Source organism: Sphingopyxis sp. HIX (assembly GCF_001468285.1).
Taxonomy (GTDB): Bacteria; Pseudomonadota; Alphaproteobacteria; order Sphingomonadales; family Sphingomonadaceae; genus Sphingopyxis.
Map to the genome: position 1 here is coordinate 33,760 of NZ_LNSB01000038.1, position 19,342 is coordinate 53,101.

A 19,342-nucleotide genomic window follows, 5' to 3' on the forward strand; every position below is an offset into this window, starting at 1 on the left:
ATCCTCCCTGCGGCGAAGCCGTGGGGAGGGGGACCACCCGAAGGGTGGTGGAGGGGTCGATTTCATAAGCGTTAGTGTTTGGGGCGGCCACCCCTCCACCATGCTTCGCATGGTCCCCCTCCCCATCGCTTCGCGACAGGGAGGATTAGGATGTCCGCCACCGCCCGTTTCCGCCCCTTCCCCTCAATCCGCGATCCGTCCGCGCGCCATCACCCAGTCGACCTTTTCCAGCACGCGCACGTCGGCGAGCGGGTCGCCCGACACCGCGATCAGGTCCGCCGACATGCCGGGCGCGATGCGGCCGATTTCGCTTTCCATCGACAGCGCCTTCGCCGCCACGGTCGTGGCGCTCGCCAGCGCCTCGCGCGGGGTGAGGCCGTTGGCGACGAGCAGCGCGAATTCGCCGCCGTTCAGGCCGTGCTCGAACACCCCGGCGTCGGTGCCGAAGGCGACGGGGACGCCGAGCGCCTTGGCGCGCGTCACCGCCTTGCCGACGCTGCCCATCGTCATGCGCACCTTGGCCTCGACCGTCGGGGTGTAGATGCCCTTGCCGAGCCGCGCCTTCACCCCCTCGAACGCCATCAGCGTGGGCACGAGATAGCTGCCCTTCGCCTTCATCACCTTCAGCGCGGCGTCGTCGGCGAAAGTGCCATGGTCGATCGTGTCGATGCCCGCCGCGGCGGCATCCTCGATCCCGCGCGCGCCGTGCGCATGCGCCATGACCTTGAGGCCCAGCGAATGCGCGGTGGCCGCGATGCTGTCGAGCTCGGCCTTGCTGAAATGCCCTTCGAGCCCGCGGCCCTGCTGCGACAGCACGCCGCCGGTCGCGGTGATCTTGATGATGTCGGCGCCCGCGCGCGACGCCTTGCGCACCTTTTCGGCGCATTCGGTCGCGCCGGTGCAGGTATAGCCCTGGTCGAGCACGCCGTGGACATCCTCGCGAAAGCCCGTGACGTCGCCGTGGCCGCCGACGATCGACAGCGCCGGGCCCGCGGCGATGATGCGCGGCCCCTGGATGAAGCCGTTGGCGGTGCCGCGGCGCAGCGAGAAGGCGGTATATTGCGCCGACCCCGCCTCGCGCACCGTGGTGAAGCCCGCGCGCAGCGTGATGCCGGCGTTCTTGACGCCGACGACGACGCCCCATTCGTCGGGATCGACCGCCTCGCTGCGATAGTCGCCGCCGGGGTCGCCGGTCAGGTGGACGTGGAGATCGATGAGGCCGGGAAGCAGCGTCTTGTCGCCGAGATCGACGATCGCGGCATCGGCCGGCGCGGGCGCGCGGCCCTCGACGATCGAGACGATGCGGTCGTCGGCGACGGTGACCGTCGAGGCGCCGAGCGCGGGCTTGTCGGCGTCGGTTATGACGCGCCCGGCGTAGATGACTATGGTCTTGGCGTAGGCGGTGCCGCCCATGAGCGCGAGCGTCGCCGCGGCGACGAGTCCGAGTTTACGCATCCGATTTCCCCTGCTTTGTCGCGCCATCGTGGCGTGCCGGACGAGGGAGGGCAAGGGCCAAAGGGGGAGCCGGTTTGGGGTGGGCCCGGACGGCGCGGAACGAAAGGAAAGACGCGCCGGCCGCAGCCCACCCCGCCCCCTCCCCGCGAAGGGAGGAGGTTTTCCGAAAAATCGCTATCGGGAAGCCGACACAAACAAAACGGGGCGGCCCTGTATCAGGTACCGCCCCAGTCAGTGGATCCGCCTTGGAGAGGGAGAGGGCGGATCGGAGATTGGTGTCGTCTGGCTTGGTCTTAGTTGGCGGCCGCGACCTGCGCGTCGCCCTGCACTTCGCTCACACCGGCGACCTTGAGCGCAGCGCGGAACTGCTTGGCAGCGGCGCGTTCGTTGCCGGCTTCGCAGAGCTTCTTGCCGGTCGAGACGAAGCGCTTGGCATTCGCCTGCTTGCCGGCTTCGGCGCCGCTGGCGGCGGTCGAAGCCTGTTCGGCGAGGCTGGCGCAGCGATAATCGCCGCCCGACTGGGCATAAGCCGGCGAGGTCGTCGCGACGAGGCCGGTAAAGGCCAGGGCCGAAGCGGCGACGATGGCAAAAGCCGAGGGGAAGCGGCGGAAGTTGGAGAGCTGATAGGCCATGGGAGAGGTTCCTTTCGTTTCGTTGTGCAACCTTTTTAGGCGCGATTGCGCAAATAGATAATCCTCTATAATCTGCAAGTGCCTTGAAGCAGGATTTAACAATCCCCCATGGGGTCCTCGACGGGATCGAGGCGTTTCTGCGTGTCGCGGAGCGGCGGAGCTTTTCCGCGGCGGCGGCCGACCTGGGGGTCTCGCCCTCGGCGATCAGCCAGACGATCAAGAGCCTGGAGGCGCGCGTCGGCGCGCCCTTGTTCATGCGCACGACGCGCAGCGTCGGGCTGACGCAGGCGGGCGAGATGTTCTTCGAGCGCGCGGCACCCGCCTATGCCGGGCTCGGCGATGCCTATGAGGCGGCACGCAACCTGGGCAACCGGCCCGCAGGAAGGCTGCGCATCAATCTGATGCGCGGCGCGGTGCAGCCCTTGTTCGAGCCGATCATCGCGGGCTTTTGCGAGACCTATCCCGAGATCGAGCTGGAAATCTATGCCGAGGACGCGCTGACCGACCTCAGCGCCAACGGCTTCGATGCCGGGGTGCGCATGGGCGAATCGCTCGACGCCGATGTGATCGCGGTGCGGCTGACCGGCCCCTTCCGCTTCGTCGCGGTCGCGGCGCCCGCCTATCTGGAGAAGCATGGCCGGCCCAGCGAGCCCGAGGAATTGCGCAACCACCGCTGCGTGCGCATGCGGATGGGCAGCGGCGCGCTGATGCCCTGGACCTTCGAGAAGGGGAATCGCGAGTTCGAGGTCGGCGTGAGCGGCCCGGTGATCGTCAACGACTTCACCGCGATGATGGTCGCGGTGAACGCGGGGGTCGCGATGGGCATGACCGCCGAGCCGGTGGTCAAGGCGCAGGTCGCGGCGGGCCAGCTCGAACTGGTGCTCGGCGACTATGCCTGCTCGACATCGGGGCTGTTCCTCTATTATCCCAGCCGCAAGCAGGTGATGCCCAAATTGCGCGCCTTCATCGATTATGTGCGCGACTATCTGCCCGACGATGTGACCGGCTGACCGCGTGCGCACCCGCTTCGTTTGGGCGTGCAAACAAATCCCTTCATCGCGCGCAGAAAAATTGGACTCGCGATTCGCCGCGAAACGCGGCAGCGAGTTGTCAACTAAAGGGGTTGGGATACATTTATGATCGATCTGGCGTCCATCGACATCGCAGCGCTCCTGCCGTTCATCCTGATCGGCTTCGCCGCGCAGCTGGTCGACGGCGCGCTCGGCATGGCGTTCGGGGTGATCTGCAACACCCTGCTCGTCGCGGTGCTCGGCGTGCCGCCAGCCACCGCGTCGGCGCGAATCCACGTCGTCGAGATGTTCACCACCGGCGCCTCGGGGCTGAGCCACCTCTTCCATCGCAACATCGACTGGCCCCTGTTCTGGCGGCTGCTGATCCCCGGGGTGATCGGCGGGGTGCTCGGCGCCTATGTGCTGACCTCGCTGCACGCCGATGTCGTGAAGCCCTTCGTGCTCGGCTATCTGGTGCTGATCGGCGTGTGGCTGCTGATCCGCGGCCTGCTCTATCCGCCCAAGTTCGAGAAGCCCAAGGTCGTCGCCCCGCTCGCGGTGGTCGGCGGCTTCCTCGACGCCGCGGGCGGCGGCGGCTGGGGCCCGGTCGTCACCTCGAACCTGCTCGTCCAGGGCGGCGAGCCGCGCAAGGTCGTCGGCACGGTCAACAGCGTCGAATTCTTCCTCGCGGTGTCGGTGTCGATCGCCTTTATCGCGAACCTCGGCTTCGAGGAAATCCTCGGGCCGACGCTGGGGCTGATCATCGGCGGCGTCGCCGCGGCGCCGCTGGGCGCGATGATGGCCAAGCGCTTCTCGCCCAAGGTGATGCTGGTGATGGTCGGCGTCGTGCTGATCGCGACGAGCACGTTCGGGCTGTACAAGGCGCTGAGCTGAGAAATCGGGTCGTCGCCCCCGCGCAGGCGGGGGCCGCTGGGGCTCCAACCCTCCATCGCCGTGTAAACCGACGGCGGCCCCCGCCTGCGCGGGGGCGACGCTTTATCCCACCCCCTTGGGCTTCGCCGCCGGCCATGCTAGGGGCGCGCGCCATGCTGACGATCAACGGCCTTACCGTGCGCCTGGGCGGGCGCACCATCCTCGACCGCGCGAGCGCGAGCCTGCCCGGCAAGAGCCGGACGGGGCTGATCGGGCGCAACGGCGCGGGCAAGTCGACGCTGATGAAGGTGATGATCGGCAGCCTCGAGGCCGACGAGGGCGGCATCGAAATGCCGCGCAAGACGCGCATCGGCTATATCGCGCAGGAAGCCCCCAGCGGCACCGCGACGCCGTTCGAGACCGTACTCGCCGCCGACACCGAGCGCGCCGAACTGCTCGCGGCGTCGGAGACGGTGACCGACCCCGACCGGCTGGGCGACATCCACGAGCGGCTGATCGCGATCGACGCCTATACCGCGCCGGCGCGCGCGGCGCGTATCCTGATCGGATTGGGCTTCGACGAGGAGATGCAGGGGCGCCCGCTCGACAGCTTCTCGGGCGGGTGGAAGATGCGCGTCGCGCTCGCCGCCCTGCTCTTCTCGAATCCCGACCTGCTGCTGCTCGACGAGCCGTCGAACCACCTCGACCTCGAAGCGACGATGTGGCTCGAGAGTTTCCTCAAATCCTATCCCGGCCAGCTCGTCGTGATCAGCCACGAGCGCGACCTGCTCAACAATGTCGTCGACCATATCCTGCACCTCGAGGGCGGCAAGGTGACACTCTATCCGGGCGGTTACGACGATTTCGAGCGCCAGCGCGCCGAACGCGCGGCGCAGCTCGCCGCCGCCAAGGCCGCGCAGGACGCGCAGCGCGCCAAGCTGCAGGATTATGTCGCGCGCAACAGCGCGCGCGCCTCGACCGCGAAACAGGCGCAGTCGCGCGCCAAGCAGCTCGCCAAGATGCAGCCGATCGCCGCGCTCGCCGAGGATCCGAGCCTGGCGTTCGATTTCCCGAGCCCCGACGAATTGCGCCCGCCGCTGATCACGCTCGACCTCGCGAGCGTCGGCTACACGCCGGGCCAGCCGATCCTGTCGCGGCTCAACCTGCGCATCGACCCCGACGACCGCATCGCGCTGCTGGGGCGCAACGGCAACGGCAAGACGACGCTCGCGCGGCTGCTCGCGGCGCAGCTCGCCCCGATGGACGGCGCGATGGCGGCGACGGGCAAGATGCGCGTCGGCTATTTCACCCAATATCAGGTCGAGGAACTCGATGGCGCCGACACGCCGCTCGGCCATATGACGCGCGTGATGGCGGGCAAGACGCCGGGCGCGGTGCGTGCGCAATTGGGGCGCTTCGGCTTCTCGGGCAACAAGGCCACCACCGAAGTGGGCAAATTGTCGGGCGGCGAACGCGCGCGGCTCGCGCTGGCGCTGATCACGCGCGAGGCGCCGCATCTCCTCATCCTCGACGAGCCGACCAACCACCTCGACGTCGACGCGCGCGAGGCGCTGGTGCAGGCGCTCAACGGTTTCGACGGCGCGGTGATCCTGGTCAGCCACGATCGCCACATGCTCGAACTCACCGCCGACCGGCTGGTGCTCGTCGACAATGGCACCGCGCGCGATTTCGACGGCAGCATGGACGATTATGTCGCCTTCATCCTCGGCAAATCGTCCGAGAAGGAACGTGCGCCGTCGAAGACCGACCGCAAGGGCGACCGCAAGGCCGCCGCCGCGGCGCGCGAAGCCGTGGCGAAGGCGAAGAAGGCGGTGTCGGATGCCGAGGCCGATCTCGCCAAATATCAGGTCGTGCTGACCGCGATCGATCGCGCGATGTTCGATCCGGCGGGGGCGGCGAACGAATATAAGGGGCTGACGATGAGCGAATTGTCGCAGCGTCGCGGCAAGATCGTCGCGGCGCAGGAAACCGCCGAGGCGCGCTGGGTCGAGGCGGGTGAGGCGCTCGAAGCGCTCGAGCGCGAGACCGTCTGATCGATTACCGCCTTTCAATCCGTCATCCCGGCGAAGGCCGGGATCTCATCGTCGCGTTTGGACGCCAGGTCGAGATCCCCGGCCTCCGCCGGGATGACGATTTTGGGGTGATGCCCGCTTTTATGTACTTCGCCGCCGCGCGCGGGCGATCGACACGCTCTGGATCGCTGCCATCAGGAACAGAATCGCCGCGATGAAGCCGCCGAGCGCCGCGACGATATAATAGGTCTGCCGCCCGCCGACCGAATTGGTCGTCATCAGATAATGCGGCGACGCGATCGTCACCCCCTGCTTCTCGAACGCCGCGACGACTTCGGCGGGCAGGCCGTTCTCGACGAGCACGCCCTGCATATGGTCGGCGAGAAAGATGTTGGTGCGCGGCGCCTCGCCGCTGTCCGTGAAGGCATAGCTGGCGCGGTCGATCAGGAAGCGCACCGGCGCATCTTTCGCTGCGCCCTTGGCGACCACGGGAACGTAAATGGTCTGATGGTCGATATCGGCCGAGCGCGAGCGGAAGGCCTCGCCCTGCTGCAGCGCGCGGCCGGTGTCGGGCACCGCGCCCGCGAAGATCGCCGAGCCGGTGGGCGGCGCGGCGGTGCCGAGCCGGGCGAGGTCGACCGTTACCGGCGGGTCCGACGGATCGGGCAGTGTCTGCGACCAGAGATAGGCTCCGCCCGCGACGAGCGTCAGGATGACGCCGCAGAGCAGCATGCCCGTGCGCACGCGGCGCAGGATCGGGACCGGATCGTCGCCCGCAACCAGCGCGGCCTGGTTGAGGAGTTCGCGCTCGCGCAGCACGCGCAAGGACGGGATGGCCAGGATGAAGGCGGGGACGAGCGCGGTCCAGACCTGCTCATAGCCGCCCCATCGTGCGATCTGCCACTCGGCGAGCCAGCGGTAGAGGCCGCTGTAATGGCTATATTCCCACCACGCCCAGCCGGCGACGAGCGCCATCCAGCCGAGCGCGAGCCAGAAACGCAGCGATGATGTTTGCGGCATGTCCCTTGCCCCCTCTGCTTCGATCATCCTACCATAGCCATCGCCCGCCGCGCCGCAGTGATTTGAGCCATAGGGCCGCGCCATGATATCCTGCGCGCCGCGGCCGAGTCCGCGCGCTTGACTCCGGCGACGCAGATCGCGATAATAGTTTCAATTGAAACCAAATGGGAAGATGATCATGGCCGACCTGTTCGATAATCCGCTGGGCCTCGACGGTTTCGAATTCGTCGAATTTTCGGCGCCCGAAAAGGGCATGCTCGAACCCGTGTTCGAGGCGATGGGTTTCGCGATGATCGCGCGCCACCGTTCGAAGGACGTGCAATTGTGGCGCCAGGGCGGGATCAACCTGATCGCCAATTACGAGCCCAAGTCGCCCGCGGCCTATTTCGCCGCCGAGCATGGCCCGTCGGCGTGCGGCATGGGCTGGCGCGTCCGCGATGCCGCCAAGGCTTATGAAGAGGCCGTCGCGCGCGGCGCCGAGCCGGTCGAGGTCACCCCGGGGCCGATGGAACTCCGCCTGCCCGCGATCCGCGGCATCGGCGGCTCGATCATCTATCTGATCGACCGGTATGAAGGGAAAAATGGGGGCGACGACCTTTCGATCTACGACATCGACTTCGTCTATGAGGAAGGCGTCGATCGCCATCCGGTCGGCGCGGGCATGCAGCTGATCGATCACCTGACGCACAATGTCTATGGCGGCCGCATGGCGCATTGGGCGGCCTTCTACGAGCGCATCGCGGGTTTCCGCGAGATCCGCTATTTCGACATCAAGGGCGAATATACCGGGCTGACCTCGAAGGCGATGACCGCCCCCGACGGCAAGATCCGCATTCCGCTCAACGAGGAAGGCGCGGGCGGCAAGGGCCAGATCGAGGAATATCTGCGCGCCTATAATGGCGAGGGCATCCAGCACATCGCCTTCAGCTGCGACGATCTCTACGCCGCCTGGGACAAGCTCAAGGCGCTCGGCAATCCCTTCGCGCCCGCACCGCCGGCGACCTATTACGAGATGCTCGAAGAGCGGCTTCCGGGCCATGGCGAATCGGTCGAGGGCCTCCAGTCGCGCGGCATCCTGCTCGACGGCTCGACCGAACAGGGCGACCCGCGCCTGCTGCTCCAGATCTTCGGCCAGACGGTGATCGGCCCGGTCTTCTTCGAATTCATCCAGCGCAAGAAGGACGAGGGTTTCGGCGAGGGCAATTTCACCGCCTTGTTCAAATCGATGGAAATGGACCAGATTCGCCGCGGCGCGCTGACTGTCGAGGAACCCGCCGAATGACGAGCCCGATCAAATTGGGCGGCGTCCACCACGCCGCCTATCGCTGCAAGGACGCGAAAGAGACGGTCGAATGGTACGAGCGCATGCTCGGCATGACCTACACCACCGCTTTCGCCGAGGATCATGTGCCGTCGACCGGTGAATATGATCCCTATATGCACGTCTTCCTCGAGGCGGGGAACGGCAATATCCTCGCCTTCTTCGAGCTGCCCAACCAGCCGGTCATGGGGCGCGACGAGAATACCCCGGCGTGGGTCCAGCATCTGGCGTTCAAGGTCGGCAGCTTCGACGAGCTGGTCGCGGCAAAGGCGCATCTGGAAAGCGAAGGCGTCGACGTGCTCGGCCCGACGCACCACGGCATCTTCAAGTCGATCTATTTCTTCGACCCCAACGGGCACCGCGTCGAACTCGCGTGCGATATCGGCACCGACGAGCAATATGCCGAGCTGAAACGCGTCGCGCCGCTGATGCTCGAGGAGTGGAGCCAGACGAAGAAGGCGCCGCGGCATGCGGACTGGCTGCACACGATGGCGAACGAATGACTTCCTATCCCCTCCCGCCTGCGGGAGGGGCAGAGAGACTTGGAAACTTGTTTCCTAGTCGCAGCGGGGTGGGCCTTTTACAGCGCGGTCGAGAGCTCGCTTCGCTCGCGCCCACCCCCGACCCCTCCCGCAAGCGGGAGGGGAGAAAACCTACTTCCGATCGAGGCCGATGCTCTCGAGCGTCGCACCGCTGCACTTGTCGGCTTCCTTGCTCTCGCCGTTGCCCGACAGCGCGCCGATCACCAGGAACCCCGCGACCACCGCGACCAGGAAGGCGCCGGTGACCCACACCAGATATTTGTCGATGAACGCCTTGATCGGGGCGCCGAACAGCCGGAACAATATGCCCACCAGCATGAAGGAAAAGGCCCGGCTGGCGAGACTTGCCCACAGGAACGTGAAGAAATTCATGTGGATGAAGCCGGCGGTGATCGTCAGCAGCTTGAACGGGATCGGCGTCGCGCCCTTGATCAATATGATCTCGGCACCGAATTCGCGGAGGTAACAGGCCGCCGGCGGGAAGGCGTCGGTGAGCCCCAGAACGCCGAGCAGCCACAGCCCGACGCTCTCGTAGAGGAAGAAGCCGATCCCGTAACCGAAGATGCCGCCCGCAACCGAGGCGAGCGTGCAGATGATTGCATAGCGCACCGCCTTCTGCGGGTTCGCGAGGCACATCAGGCCGAGCAGCGGGTGCGGCGGGATCGGGAAAAAACTCGCCTCGACGAAGGAGACCAGCGCCAGCCAGAATTCGGCGTGCGGGTGCGCCGATTTCTCCATGGTCCAGTTGTAGAGATTCTGGATCATGGACTTGTTGCGCGGGGTGGCGGTCATGCTGGTCCTTGGCTGCGAGGGGTCAGGCGGGCGCATCTATGCCGGGGGCATGACGGGAAGTCGACAACAAAGCCCCTCCTCTTCAGAGGAGGGGTTGGGGTGGTGGACGCCGGTGAAGGAACACCACCCCGCTGCGACTAAGGCGCAAGCGCCCAAGTCTCGCTGCCCCTCCTCTGAAGAGGAGGGGTGGAAATCTTAGTGCCGGAAATGCCGCATCCCGGTGAAGACCATTGCGAGCCCCGCTTCATTCGCCGCCGCAATCACCTCGTCGTCGCGGATCGAGCCGCCGGGCTGGATCACGCAGGTCGCCCCGGCCTCGACCGCCGCCAGCAGCCCGTCGGCGAAGGGGAAGAAGGCGTCGCTCGCGACCGCGCTGCCGACGGTGCGGGGCTGTGCCCAGCCGTGCGATTCGGCGGCCTCGCGCGCCTTGACCGCAGCGATGCGCGCGCTGTCGCGGCGGTTCATCTGGCCGGCACCGATGCCCGCGGTCGAGCCGCCCTTGGCGTAGACGATCGCGTTCGACTTGATGTGCTTGGCGACGGTCCAAGCGAACAGCGCGTCGGTCAGCTCTTCTTCGGTCGGTTCGCGGTCGGTGACGACCTTGAGGTCGCCGAGGCCGATGCGGCCATTGTCGCGGCTCTGCGCGAGCCAGCCGCCGGCGATCGTCTTGAGCATCAGCCCGCCGCGCGCCGGGTCGGGCAGTTCGCCGGTGAGCAGCAGGCGCAGATTCTTCTTCTTCGCGAACACCGCGCGCGCGTCGGCGTCGGCGTCGGGGGCGCAGACGACCTCGGTGAAGATGGTGCTGATCGCCTCGGCAGTCGCGCCGTCGAGCGGGCGGTTGACCGCGATGATCCCGCCGAAGGCCGAGACATCGTCGCACTTCAGCGCCGCGTCATAGGCCTCGGCGATCGTCGCGCCGCTCGCGACGCCGCACGGGTTGGCGTGTTTGACGATGACGCAGGTCGGCCCCGCCTCGCGGAATTCGGCGACAAGCTCGAGCGCGGCGTCGGCGTCGTTGATATTATTATAGCTGAGCTCCTTGCCCTGGACCTGTTCGGCCTGCGCGATGCCGCGGCCCGCGGGGCCGGCGGGCAGGTAGAGCGCGGCCTTCTGGTGCGGGTTCTCGCCATAGCGCAGCTCGGCCGACAGCTTGGCGGTGAGCGGCAGCGTGTCGGGGAAGAATTTGCCCTGGTCGGCGAAGGCGAACCATTGCGCGATCATGCTGTCATAGGTCGCGGTGTGCGCGAAGGCGGTCGCGGCGAGGCGCTTGCGCAGCGCCAGCGTGGTGGCGCCGCCATTGGCGTCCAGCTCTTCGATGAGTGCGGTGTAATCCTCGGGCTCGGTGACGATGCCGACGAAGGCGTGGTTCTTCGCCGACGAGCGCACCATCGCGGGGCCGCCGATGTCGATATTCTCGATGATCGTGTCGCGGTCGGCGCCGCTCATCACGGTCTGGAGGAAGGGGTAGAGGTTGACGACGACGAGGTCGATCGCGCCGATGCCATGCGCCTCCATCGACGCGACATGCGCGGCGTCGTCGCGGACCGCGAGGATGCCGCCATGGACCGTCGGGTGGAGCGTCTTGACGCGGCCGTCCATCATCTCGGGGAACCCGGTGAGGTCGGAGACGTCGAGGACATTGTGACCCGCCTCGCGCAGCGCCTTCGCGGTGCCGCCGGTCGAGACCAGCTCGACGCCATGGTTGACGAGCGCGGCGGCAAGCTCGGTCAGCCCCGCCTTGTCGCTGACTGAGAGGAGCGCGCGGCGGACGGGAATCAGGTCGGTCATGGGAAGGGGCGGCCTTTGCAGGGATGGAAAAGACGCGGCCCCCCTAGGCGGGTGGCGGCCTCAGGGCAAGTTTTGAAGGGTTCACGCGGAGGCGCGGAGACGCGGAGAAGAAAAGGAAGAAGGATTCTCGCGCAGAGGCGCAGAGGACGCCGAGAAAAGAAGAATAAGGGCGGCAAAGCCGCCAATCTTTCCTTCTCCGCGCCTCCGCGCCTCCGCGTGAACAGAATCTCTGCGCCCTCTGCGCCTCTGCGCGAATCTTCCGAAAGCCCTACAGCCCCAACGCCGCCGCGATCTCGTCCCAGCGGACGAGCTTGAAATTCTGCGCCTTGGGCGCGTTGTCGCCGTCCTGCGCCAAGAAGATGCCGTCGGGGTAGGCGGCGCCGAAATTGCCCGCGACCGCTTCGATGCCGTCGGTCTCGCTCGTCGCGCCGAATGCGCCCGCGGTTACCGCGAAGCGGCCGACATAGTCCATCGAGGGCAGCTTGAAGACCGCATAGGCGTTGTCGCCCTGCGACGAGGCGAGCAGGTAGCGCTGGCCCTTGTGATCGATCGTCGCGAGCCCCTCGACGTCGGCGACGAGGCGCTGGTTGTCGATCCGCGCGACGAGGCTGGCGCTGTTCCGTGTCAGTCGCCAGATGCCCGCGTCTTCCTCGCCCACATAGAGCGTGTCGTCGTCGAAGACGCAGCCCTCTGCCTGCGTGGGGACCTTGGCTTCCCAGTCGACCGCGAAGGTCGGCGCGGCGCCGTCGATCGTCAGCGGACCGACGCGTACCGTGCCGTCCTTGATGATCAGCGCCGCGACCAGCGGCTCGCCAGGCCCGGTCTTCTTGAGGCAGAAGCCATAGGCCTCGCCCGTCCCCGCCGCGGCGCGGCCGAGCGGGGTGAGCGAGGGTTTGTCGGGGTCGAGGCGGAAGAGCGCGATATGCGCGTTGACGCCGTCGTTGCGGTCGCTCGCGGCGACGATATTGCCGACGACGTCGACATTGTTGACGAGCCCGCCCTTGATGAAGGCGATGTCCTTGCCGCTGAGGTCATAGACGTGGATGCCCGCCTTCTTGTCGGTCGCGACGATCAGCGCGCGATTGGGGTTCGCGGGATCGACCCAGATCGCCGGGTCGTCGGCGGCGTCGGCGCGGCCGGTGCCGACCGGGTCGGTCTCGCCGCTCGCGGTCACCGGGACCGGCGGCAGGCCGAAGAAGACGGGCTCCTTGGCGCCGCAACCGGCGAGCGCGGAGGCGAGGCCGAAGGCGGCGAAATATTTCACGGTCTTGGTCATGTCATTTCCCCGATGCGACGCAGGCCCCACCGTCGGGTCCGACCTCGCCCGAACAGCGCCGCGTGGCAAGCGTCGGTTCGGCGAGTTCGGACAGGCGATTGCCCTGGTCGGTGCGTGTGAGGTCGAAACCGTCGTAGAGCTTGCCCGACGCGGTGAAGGTGCGGAACTTGATGCGCTGGGGCTCGACGTCGACGATCTGGTAGAGCTCGGTCGCCTCGGCGACCTTGTCGGGCTGCCACGGCGTGCGTTCGTTGAGGCGATACATCTTCGACCCCGTGACCGAGACCAGATAGACCGGCCCCTGCACCATGCCGTCGGCGCGCGCCCTGGCGCTCGCCTCGCGGCCCGCTTCCCAAGTCAGGCGGCTGTAGCAATGGTCGTGGCCCTGCAGCACCAGGTCGACCTTGCGCTTTTCGAACACCGGCTTCCACGCCGCCTTGATCTCGGGCGTGTCGTTCGGGCGCGCGCAGGTGAAGACGGGCTGATGGAAGAGCACGACGTTCCAGTTCGCCTTCGACGACGCGAGCGTCCGGTCGAGCCAGTCGGTCTGCGCCTGCATCGAGCCGAGGTCGATCGCGGCGGTGCCGTCGAGGATGATGAAGCGCACCCCTTGATAATCGACATAATAGGTCGTCGCCTCGACCGGCTTCGCGCCATTGTTCGGCAGTGCGAACTGCGCGGGCCAATAGGGGCCGAGGCGGCGGCTTTCGGTTCCGTCGGGCTTGATCGTGTCGACATATTCGTGGTTGCCCGTCGCGGGCAGCTGCGGGACGATCGCGTAGTTATAGCCGCCGGCCTGGTTCCACTCGCCCCATTCGTCGTCATGGTCGAGGTCGTCGCGCTGGCCGACGAGGTCGCCGGCGTGGACGACGAGGCGGATGTCGCCGTTCGCATGAAAGGCCTGCCGGATCACGCGGCTGGCATAGGTCAATATGCCGTTCTGGATGTCGCCGAGGTAGAGGAAGCGGAAGGGCTCGTCGGCCGCGGCGGCGGTGCGGAACTGATACCATTCGCTCCACCCCGCGGCGCCCTTGACGCGGTAGCTGTAGACGGTGTCGGGGGACAGCCCCTCGAAACGCACCTGGTGATAGAGCGCGCGGCCATAGCTGCTGTCGACGGGATAGGATTTGCCGGTGACCAGCTTCGCCTTCTCGCCGAGCGTCGGGCCGTCGACCGACGGCGCGATCTCGGCCTCCGCCGTCGCCTGCGCGGGGTCGGTGCGGAACGCCACCGCCATTTCGCGCGCGGGGTCGGCGCCCGCGGTCAGCACGATGCGGTCGGCGAGATTTTTGGGCGCATAGGGCAACCCGGCCGAGCGCGGCATGGGCTGACCGTCCTCGGTCCGCGTGACGATGGGAAAGCCGGCGGTCGCGGGCTCCGCCGCCAGCGCGGACGTGGAAGCCATCGCCGCGGCACCTAACGCCAGCGAAATCAACAGCTTGTCCGTGCCGCGTGCGACCATGGCGATTTTCCCCGTTCCAGACGCGCCCTGCGCGATTGGCCGCGCGCCCTTTCAGCAAAGCGGCGCGGCGTCAATCCCACAATATTTCCGTCACTTAACTGTCATCAAAGCGTCATTCGCCTCGCCGCAAACTGTCACAGACCGCCCCTAGAGGCCCGGCAACCACAAAGGGGGTCTGTCCATCATGATTCGTAAAATCAGCCTGCAATCCGCCGCCGCGCTCGCGCTTGCCACCGCGATGATCGCCGCCCCCGCCGCCGCGCAGGACGCGCCGCTGCCCGTCGATGAAAGTAGCGACGGCACGATCACCAGCGCGCAGGACATCGTCGTGCTCGGCACGATCGGCTATCGCAACCGCAGCGACGACGTCGCCGAGCCCGTGCTCACCTATGACAGCGAATTCTTTCAGCGCTTCGAGCCGCTGACCGCGGGCGACGCGCTGAAGCGCGTGCCGTCGGTGACCTTCCTGTCGGACGTCATCGAAAGCGACGGCGCGCGGCTGCGCGGCCTGCCCCCGGGCTATACGCAGATCCTGATCAACGGCGAGAAGGTGCCGGGGTCGAACGCCGACCGCAGCTTCTTTCTCGACCGCATCCCCGCCGAACTGATCGACCGCGTCGAGATCGTCCGTTCCTCGTCGGCGCGCCGCACCGGCGACGCGGTCGCGGGCACGCTCAACATCAAGCTGCGCGACGGTTACGAGCTCGACGGCGGCTATCTGCGCGCGGGCGGCCTCTATTTCGACGACAAGGAACTGGAACCCAGCGTCGGCGGCGTTTTCGGCGGGGCGCTTGGCCCGGGCCGCTTCCTGATCGGCGCCAATTTCCAGGGGCGGCACAATCCGAAGAAGAAATTCTCGCTCCGCTATGGCGATTCGCCGGAGAACAACCCGAATTTCGCCACCGACGATTTCGACAATCGCGAAGACCAGCGCGACACCCGCGACGGCAAGGATTATTCGTTCAACGCAACCTATGACATCAAGGGCGACACGACCGATGTCTCGATCAACGGCTTTTACGTTCACACCGACCGCACCGAGACCGAGCGTAGCTTCGAATATAACGACCCGACCGCGATCAACGGTCCGGTCCGCGCGACCCCGCCGGGCAATCTGACCGTCGACAATGCCAATGTCGCGAAGATCAACCAGGACAATTACAGCGTCAACGCGAAGCTCGCGCATCGCTGGTCGCTCGGGGAAACGAGCATCAAGGTCGGCCTGTCCGAGTTCGACGAAGACCGGTTCGAGACCGAATATGAGGTCGAGTTCGACCGCGCCCGCCCGCGCTTCACCGGCGACCAGACGCTGAGCGCGATCACCGACAAGGAATTGTCGGTGAAGCTGGAGCATGAGTTCAAGCTGGGCGAGGACACCAAGCTGATCTTCGGCGGTTTCTGGCAGGACAAGGATCGTTCGACGGCGATCCTCGAAGCGCCGCGCGACCGCTACGACCTGACCGTCGCCGATCGCCAGGGCTATGACCAGTTCAGCCGCAACCCGACCGAATTCGTCCGCACCTTCGGCGCCTTCGCGCCCGCGACCGGCGGGCTGAACAGCATCGAGGAAAAAAGGCTCGACGGTTTCGTCGTGCTCGAAGGCAAGACGGACAATTTTGCGTGGGAAGCCGGCGTCCGCTACGAGACGACAGACCTCACCATCGACGACCTGACCCCGCCGGGCGCGCGCTTCACCAATGATTACGAGGAGTTCCTGCCGTCGGCGTCGTTCAAGTTCGACATCGGCAGCGGCGGTCGCATCACCGGTTCGGTCGCGCGCACCAGCCGCCGCCCGGAGTTCAACTTCTTGTCGCCCGCGCTGCTCGAGGCCGAATATGGCGACAACGACCTGCTCGGCAATCCGCTGCTCGACCCCGAAACCGCGTGGGGCTTCGACCTCGGCTACGAACAGCGCATCGGCCGTTCGGGCATCGCGGGGGTCAATGTCTTCTATCGCAAGGTCAATGACCTCATCGAGTTGACCAACACCGGCGACGAAGGGTCGGAAGGCGATGGCACCTTCGTCTTCCAGCCGCAGAATGTCGGTAACGGCAAGGTTTACGGCATCGAGTTCGATCTTTCGACCGACCTCGGCTTCATCGGCCTGCCCGATACCGGCATCTTCGGCAACGTCTCGTTCCTCGACAGCGAGATCACCGACCTGTTCGGCGAGCGCCGCTTCAACGGCCAGTCGGACTATGTCTACAATGTCGGCTTCATCCAGGACATCAAGTCCTTCGGCGCGGCCTTCGGCGCGACCTATCGCAAGCAGGGCGGCGCGTTCGACCGCGTGATCGGCGAGGAGGTGTTCACCACCTATGGCGCCGACCTCGAAATCTTCGTCGAAAAGCGTTTCGGCAAGAAGTTCACGATCCGCGCGGTGGGATCGAACCTGCTGAACGGCGCGAAGCGCGAGACGTTCAACAAGTTCACCACGGTCGAAGACCAGCTCGATCGCAGCTTCGACGAATATGAGCTCGAAAGCGAAAAGGCGGGTCCGGTGTTCCAGATCATGGCGCGCTACGCCTTCTGAGTTTGCGGCGGCCGGCGCCCAGTCCCTGGGGCGCCGGTTGCCGGCCTGGATGGAACGGATAGTCCATTCACCGTCACCCCGGGTCGAGTCCGGGGTGACGTGTTTTGGGAGGGCCGATCCCGGCTCCCGCCGTCAGCCGATATGCTTGAAGATCCAGCCGATGCTCGCGCCGCCCGCGGGGGCGGTGCCGGTGACGACGAGCTGCTCGCAGGGGTGCGGGCGGCCGTCGCCGTCGACCCACAGGCTCTCCTCGACCGCGAGCGCGCCTTCGCTGGTGCGGAACTGCCACAGCGGCCCGCCCTGGATGCGCAGCAGCGCGCCCAATTTGTCGGCGGTCATGCTCGCCTGCAACATCGGACCGAGGTGGAAGCGCAGCACGAATGACTTGTCGCCCTTGCGCCGGCTGCGCGGGGCGGGAAGCAGCTGGTCCTCGCCGCGCAGCTCGCGGCCGTTGGGCGAGAGGATCAACAGGCGGCGGTGGATCAGCCCGTGGCGGCGCGCATAGCCGTCGTGGCTCATCTCGAGCCGGCTGCCCTGCGGCGTCTCGTGGCGGTCGAGCTCGACCTCGGTCACGCCCTTGCCGAGCGCGCCGCTGGCGAGGATCGCGGTCGAATTGCTGTCGGCGATGGTCAAGGTCGAATGCGCCGCGGTGGTGCGCAAGCCGCGTGCCAGCTCCTCGGGGATCGTCGCGCCCGAGAGCGCGGCGCCGCCGCAATTGACGATGATCCGGTCGGCACCGTCGCTGAGCTCGAACGCCAAGGTGGACGCGCAGCCCGCCTCGGTCACGCGGGCGATGGGGGGCGGTGCGGCGTCGGCGAGCAGCACGACCTTGTTCGCGACGAGTCGCTGATACCCCCAGTCGCGCGCCTGCTTGAGCGGGCGGGTGCGCACGCCGCTCGCGGTCACGATCGCGCGGATATGCTCGGCCGAGGTCGCGCCGCTGCCCTGCCAGCTGCCCATGCCGCCGTCGGCGTGGACGAGGCCCAATAGGGCAGGAACGGCGCGCGCGAGCACTTCCTGGACGAAGGGCGGCACCTCCATGCGGCGCATGTCGTAGATGCGCGCGAGCATCGCCAGCGCCATGATCGCGTCGAGCTGCGCCTGCGGCGAGCGCGCGATATTGCCGCCGTCGGCGTAAAAGCTCGTCTCGAGCACCTTGCGCAGCCCCGCCTCGCCGAACACCTGCCGCGGCTCGCCGCCGGGCATCAGCAGCGACGCGGCGACGATGCCGGTCCAGGCGACGAGCTGGCCGACGCCCGGCCGCGTCTTGTCGGCGACGCGGTCGAGGTGGCGCGCCGCGCGCGCAAGATGGTTGAGCACCGCCGAGCGATAGATGAGGTCGCTCGACGAGAGAATCAGCGGCGCGTGGAACGCCCAATAGAGGATGCGCCAGCCGGCATTGTCGGCGCGCCACGCGGGCTCGCTCACCGTCTCGCCATGCGCGGCGAGCCAATTGCGCACCATCGCCTCGGCGATCGGCGCGCCGTCGGCGCGGCTGCCCGTCGCGGCGAGGTCGCGCAGCCAGGCGAAGCTGTGGAGATAATCGGCGAAGGCGGGCGCGACGTTCAGATCCGCGAAATCGCATTCGCCGAGCGGCAGCTTGAGCCCGCGGTGGAGGAAATGGCCGGCGCGGATCGCGGTACCCGCGCGCGTGTCGCCGGGCACCGGATCGTCGGGCACGCCGAGCAGCTTCAGCGGGAAACGCCCCTTCAGCCGGAAGGCGTGGAGCGGCGTGCGCCAGGTCAGCCGCGTGATATGGTTGGCGATGCGGTCGCCGAGCGACAGGCCCTTCTCCGCGGGCAGCCGGATCAGCCTTTTGCCCGGCTCGATCGTGTCGTCGATGTCGGTGCCGATATCGGGGGCGTCGGGCGCTGTGGTCACGGGGCGCACCGCCATGCCTCAGGCGTCGCCGCGCAGCCGCCGGATATTGTCGGCGTAAGCGTCGGGTCCGCCCTTGAAGGTCGCGGTCCCCGCGACGAGCACGTCGGCGCCCGCCGCCATCGCGAGCGGCGCGGTACCCGCGTCGATGCCGCCGTCGACCTCGAGCCTTATGTCGCGGCCCGATTTCTCGATCATCTTCCTGACCGCCTCGATCTTCCGGAGCTGGCTCGAGATGAAGCTCTGCCCGCCGAAGCCGGGGTTGACGCTCATGATGAGGACCAGGTCGATGTCGTCGATGAGGTAATCGAGCATCTTCGCCGGGGTCGCGGGGTTGAGCGACACGCCCGCCTGCTTGCCGAGCGACTTGATGTGCTGGACGGTGCGGTGGATGTGCGGCCCGGCTTCCGGATGGACGGTGATGATGTCGGCCCCCGCCGCGGCGAAGGCGTCGAGGAAATGGTCGACGGGCGAGATCATCAGATGCACGTCGAAGGGCAGGGTCGAATGCGGGCGCAGCGCCTTCACCACCGCGGGGCCGATCGTCAGGTTCGGCACATAATGGCCGTCCATCACGTCGATATGCACCCAGTCGGCCCCCGCACTCTCGATCGCGCGCACTTCCTCGCCGAGCTTCGCGAAGTCGGCGCTGAGGATCGAAGGGGCGATGCGGACGGGGGGCGGGGTGGCGGACATGGGGATCGGCCTTAACCGCCTACCGATGGTG

At 67.1% G+C, this 19,342-nt stretch carries 15 protein-coding genes; 6 read left to right on the plus strand and 9 right to left on the minus strand.

The features are described from left to right. Nucleotides 1-183: 183 nt before the first annotated feature. Together ATE62_RS17000 and ATE62_RS17005 are read right to left on the minus strand one after the other, a co-directional pair. Entirely contained in the window at nucleotides 184-1,455 is a 1,272-nt protein-coding gene (locus ATE62_RS17000; protein ID WP_058808622.1) for a metal-dependent hydrolase family protein, read from the minus strand. Nucleotides 1,456-1,748: 293 nt separating this feature from the next. After that, nucleotides 1,749-2,087: a hypothetical protein gene (locus ATE62_RS17005; protein WP_058808623.1), complete on the minus strand. Its 339-nt coding sequence runs from the start codon at nucleotides 2,085-2,087 to the stop codon at nucleotides 1,749-1,751. An 83-nt stretch (nucleotides 2,088-2,170) separates the two neighbouring features. On the opposite strand from ATE62_RS17005, the gene ATE62_RS17010 reads away from it, so the two are divergent. The 3 genes from ATE62_RS17010 (at nucleotide 2,171) to ATE62_RS17020 (ending at nucleotide 6,024) form a co-directional block, all read left to right on the plus strand. Further along, nucleotides 2,171-3,097: a LysR family transcriptional regulator gene (locus tag ATE62_RS17010; RefSeq protein ID WP_058808624.1), complete on the plus strand. Its 927-nt coding sequence runs from the start codon at nucleotides 2,171-2,173 to the stop codon at nucleotides 3,095-3,097. Nucleotides 3,098-3,223: 126 nt separating this feature from the next. Then, nucleotides 3,224-3,991, plus strand: coding sequence for a sulfite exporter TauE/SafE family protein (locus ATE62_RS17015; RefSeq protein WP_058808625.1), 768 nt, complete (start codon nucleotides 3,224-3,226; stop codon nucleotides 3,989-3,991). Nucleotides 3,992-4,143: 152 nt separating this feature from the next. After that, nucleotides 4,144-6,024 (plus strand): ABC-F family ATP-binding cassette domain-containing protein, encoded by a 1,881-nt coding sequence (locus ATE62_RS17020; protein ID WP_058808626.1) that lies wholly within the window; start codon nucleotides 4,144-4,146, stop codon nucleotides 6,022-6,024. Nucleotides 6,025-6,144: 120 nt separating this feature from the next. Here the strand turns inward: ATE62_RS17020 and ATE62_RS17025 are convergent, their stop codons facing one another. After that, nucleotides 6,145-7,023: a hypothetical protein gene (locus ATE62_RS17025; protein ID WP_058808627.1), complete on the minus strand. Its 879-nt coding sequence runs from the start codon at nucleotides 7,021-7,023 to the stop codon at nucleotides 6,145-6,147. Between the two features lie 178 nt (nucleotides 7,024-7,201). Here ATE62_RS17025 and hppD point away from each other — a divergent pair, with 178 nt between their 5' ends. Both hppD and ATE62_RS17035 read left to right on the plus strand, forming a co-directional pair. After that, nucleotides 7,202-8,305: a 4-hydroxyphenylpyruvate dioxygenase gene (hppD, locus tag ATE62_RS17030; RefSeq protein WP_058808639.1), complete on the plus strand. Its 1,104-nt coding sequence runs from the start codon at nucleotides 7,202-7,204 to the stop codon at nucleotides 8,303-8,305. Further along, nucleotides 8,302-8,847, plus strand: a complete 546-nt coding sequence (locus ATE62_RS17035) for a VOC family protein (protein ID WP_058808628.1) — start codon at nucleotides 8,302-8,304, stop codon at nucleotides 8,845-8,847. The genes hppD and ATE62_RS17035 overlap by 4 nt, the downstream gene beginning before the upstream one ends. A 150-nt stretch (nucleotides 8,848-8,997) precedes the next feature. Here ATE62_RS17035 and ATE62_RS17040 read toward each other — a convergent pair whose 3' ends face one another. The 4 genes from ATE62_RS17040 to ATE62_RS17055 form a co-directional block, all read right to left on the minus strand. Continuing rightward, on the minus strand, nucleotides 8,998-9,651 hold the full coding sequence (locus ATE62_RS17040) for a YqaA family protein (RefSeq protein WP_058808640.1): 654 nt from the start codon (nucleotides 9,649-9,651) through the stop codon (nucleotides 8,998-9,000). A gap of 222 nt (nucleotides 9,652-9,873) precedes the next feature. Then, nucleotides 9,874-11,466: a bifunctional phosphoribosylaminoimidazolecarboxamide formyltransferase/IMP cyclohydrolase gene (gene purH, locus ATE62_RS17045; RefSeq protein ID WP_058808629.1), complete on the minus strand. Its 1,593-nt coding sequence runs from the start codon at nucleotides 11,464-11,466 to the stop codon at nucleotides 9,874-9,876. Between the two features lie 268 nt (nucleotides 11,467-11,734). Then, a complete protein-coding gene (locus tag ATE62_RS17050; protein WP_058808630.1) occupies nucleotides 11,735-12,742 on the minus strand; it encodes a phytase in 1,008 nt (335 codons plus the stop codon). 1 nt (nucleotide 12,743) lies between these two features. Next, nucleotides 12,744-14,177, minus strand: coding sequence for a metallophosphoesterase (locus ATE62_RS17055; RefSeq protein WP_443028870.1), 1,434 nt, complete (start codon nucleotides 14,175-14,177; stop codon nucleotides 12,744-12,746). A 211-nt stretch (nucleotides 14,178-14,388) separates the two neighbouring features. Here ATE62_RS17055 and ATE62_RS17060 point away from each other — a divergent pair, with 211 nt between their 5' ends. Further along, complete coding sequence (locus ATE62_RS17060; protein ID WP_082662871.1) at nucleotides 14,389-16,737, plus strand: TonB-dependent receptor plug domain-containing protein; 2,349 nt, start codon at nucleotides 14,389-14,391, stop codon at nucleotides 16,735-16,737. 132 nt (nucleotides 16,738-16,869) lie between these two features. Here ATE62_RS17060 and ATE62_RS17065 read toward each other — a convergent pair whose 3' ends face one another. Further along, nucleotides 16,870-18,633 carry a heparinase II/III family protein gene (locus ATE62_RS17065; protein WP_058808631.1) on the minus strand — a complete coding sequence of 588 codons (1,764 nt, stop codon included), beginning with the start codon at nucleotides 18,631-18,633 and terminating at the stop codon, nucleotides 16,870-16,872. Between the two features lie 3 nt (nucleotides 18,634-18,636). Beyond that, on the minus strand, nucleotides 18,637-19,311 hold the full coding sequence (rpe, locus tag ATE62_RS17070) for a ribulose-phosphate 3-epimerase (protein WP_058808632.1): 675 nt from the start codon (nucleotides 19,309-19,311) through the stop codon (nucleotides 18,637-18,639). Nucleotides 19,312-19,342 lie beyond the last annotated feature (31 nt).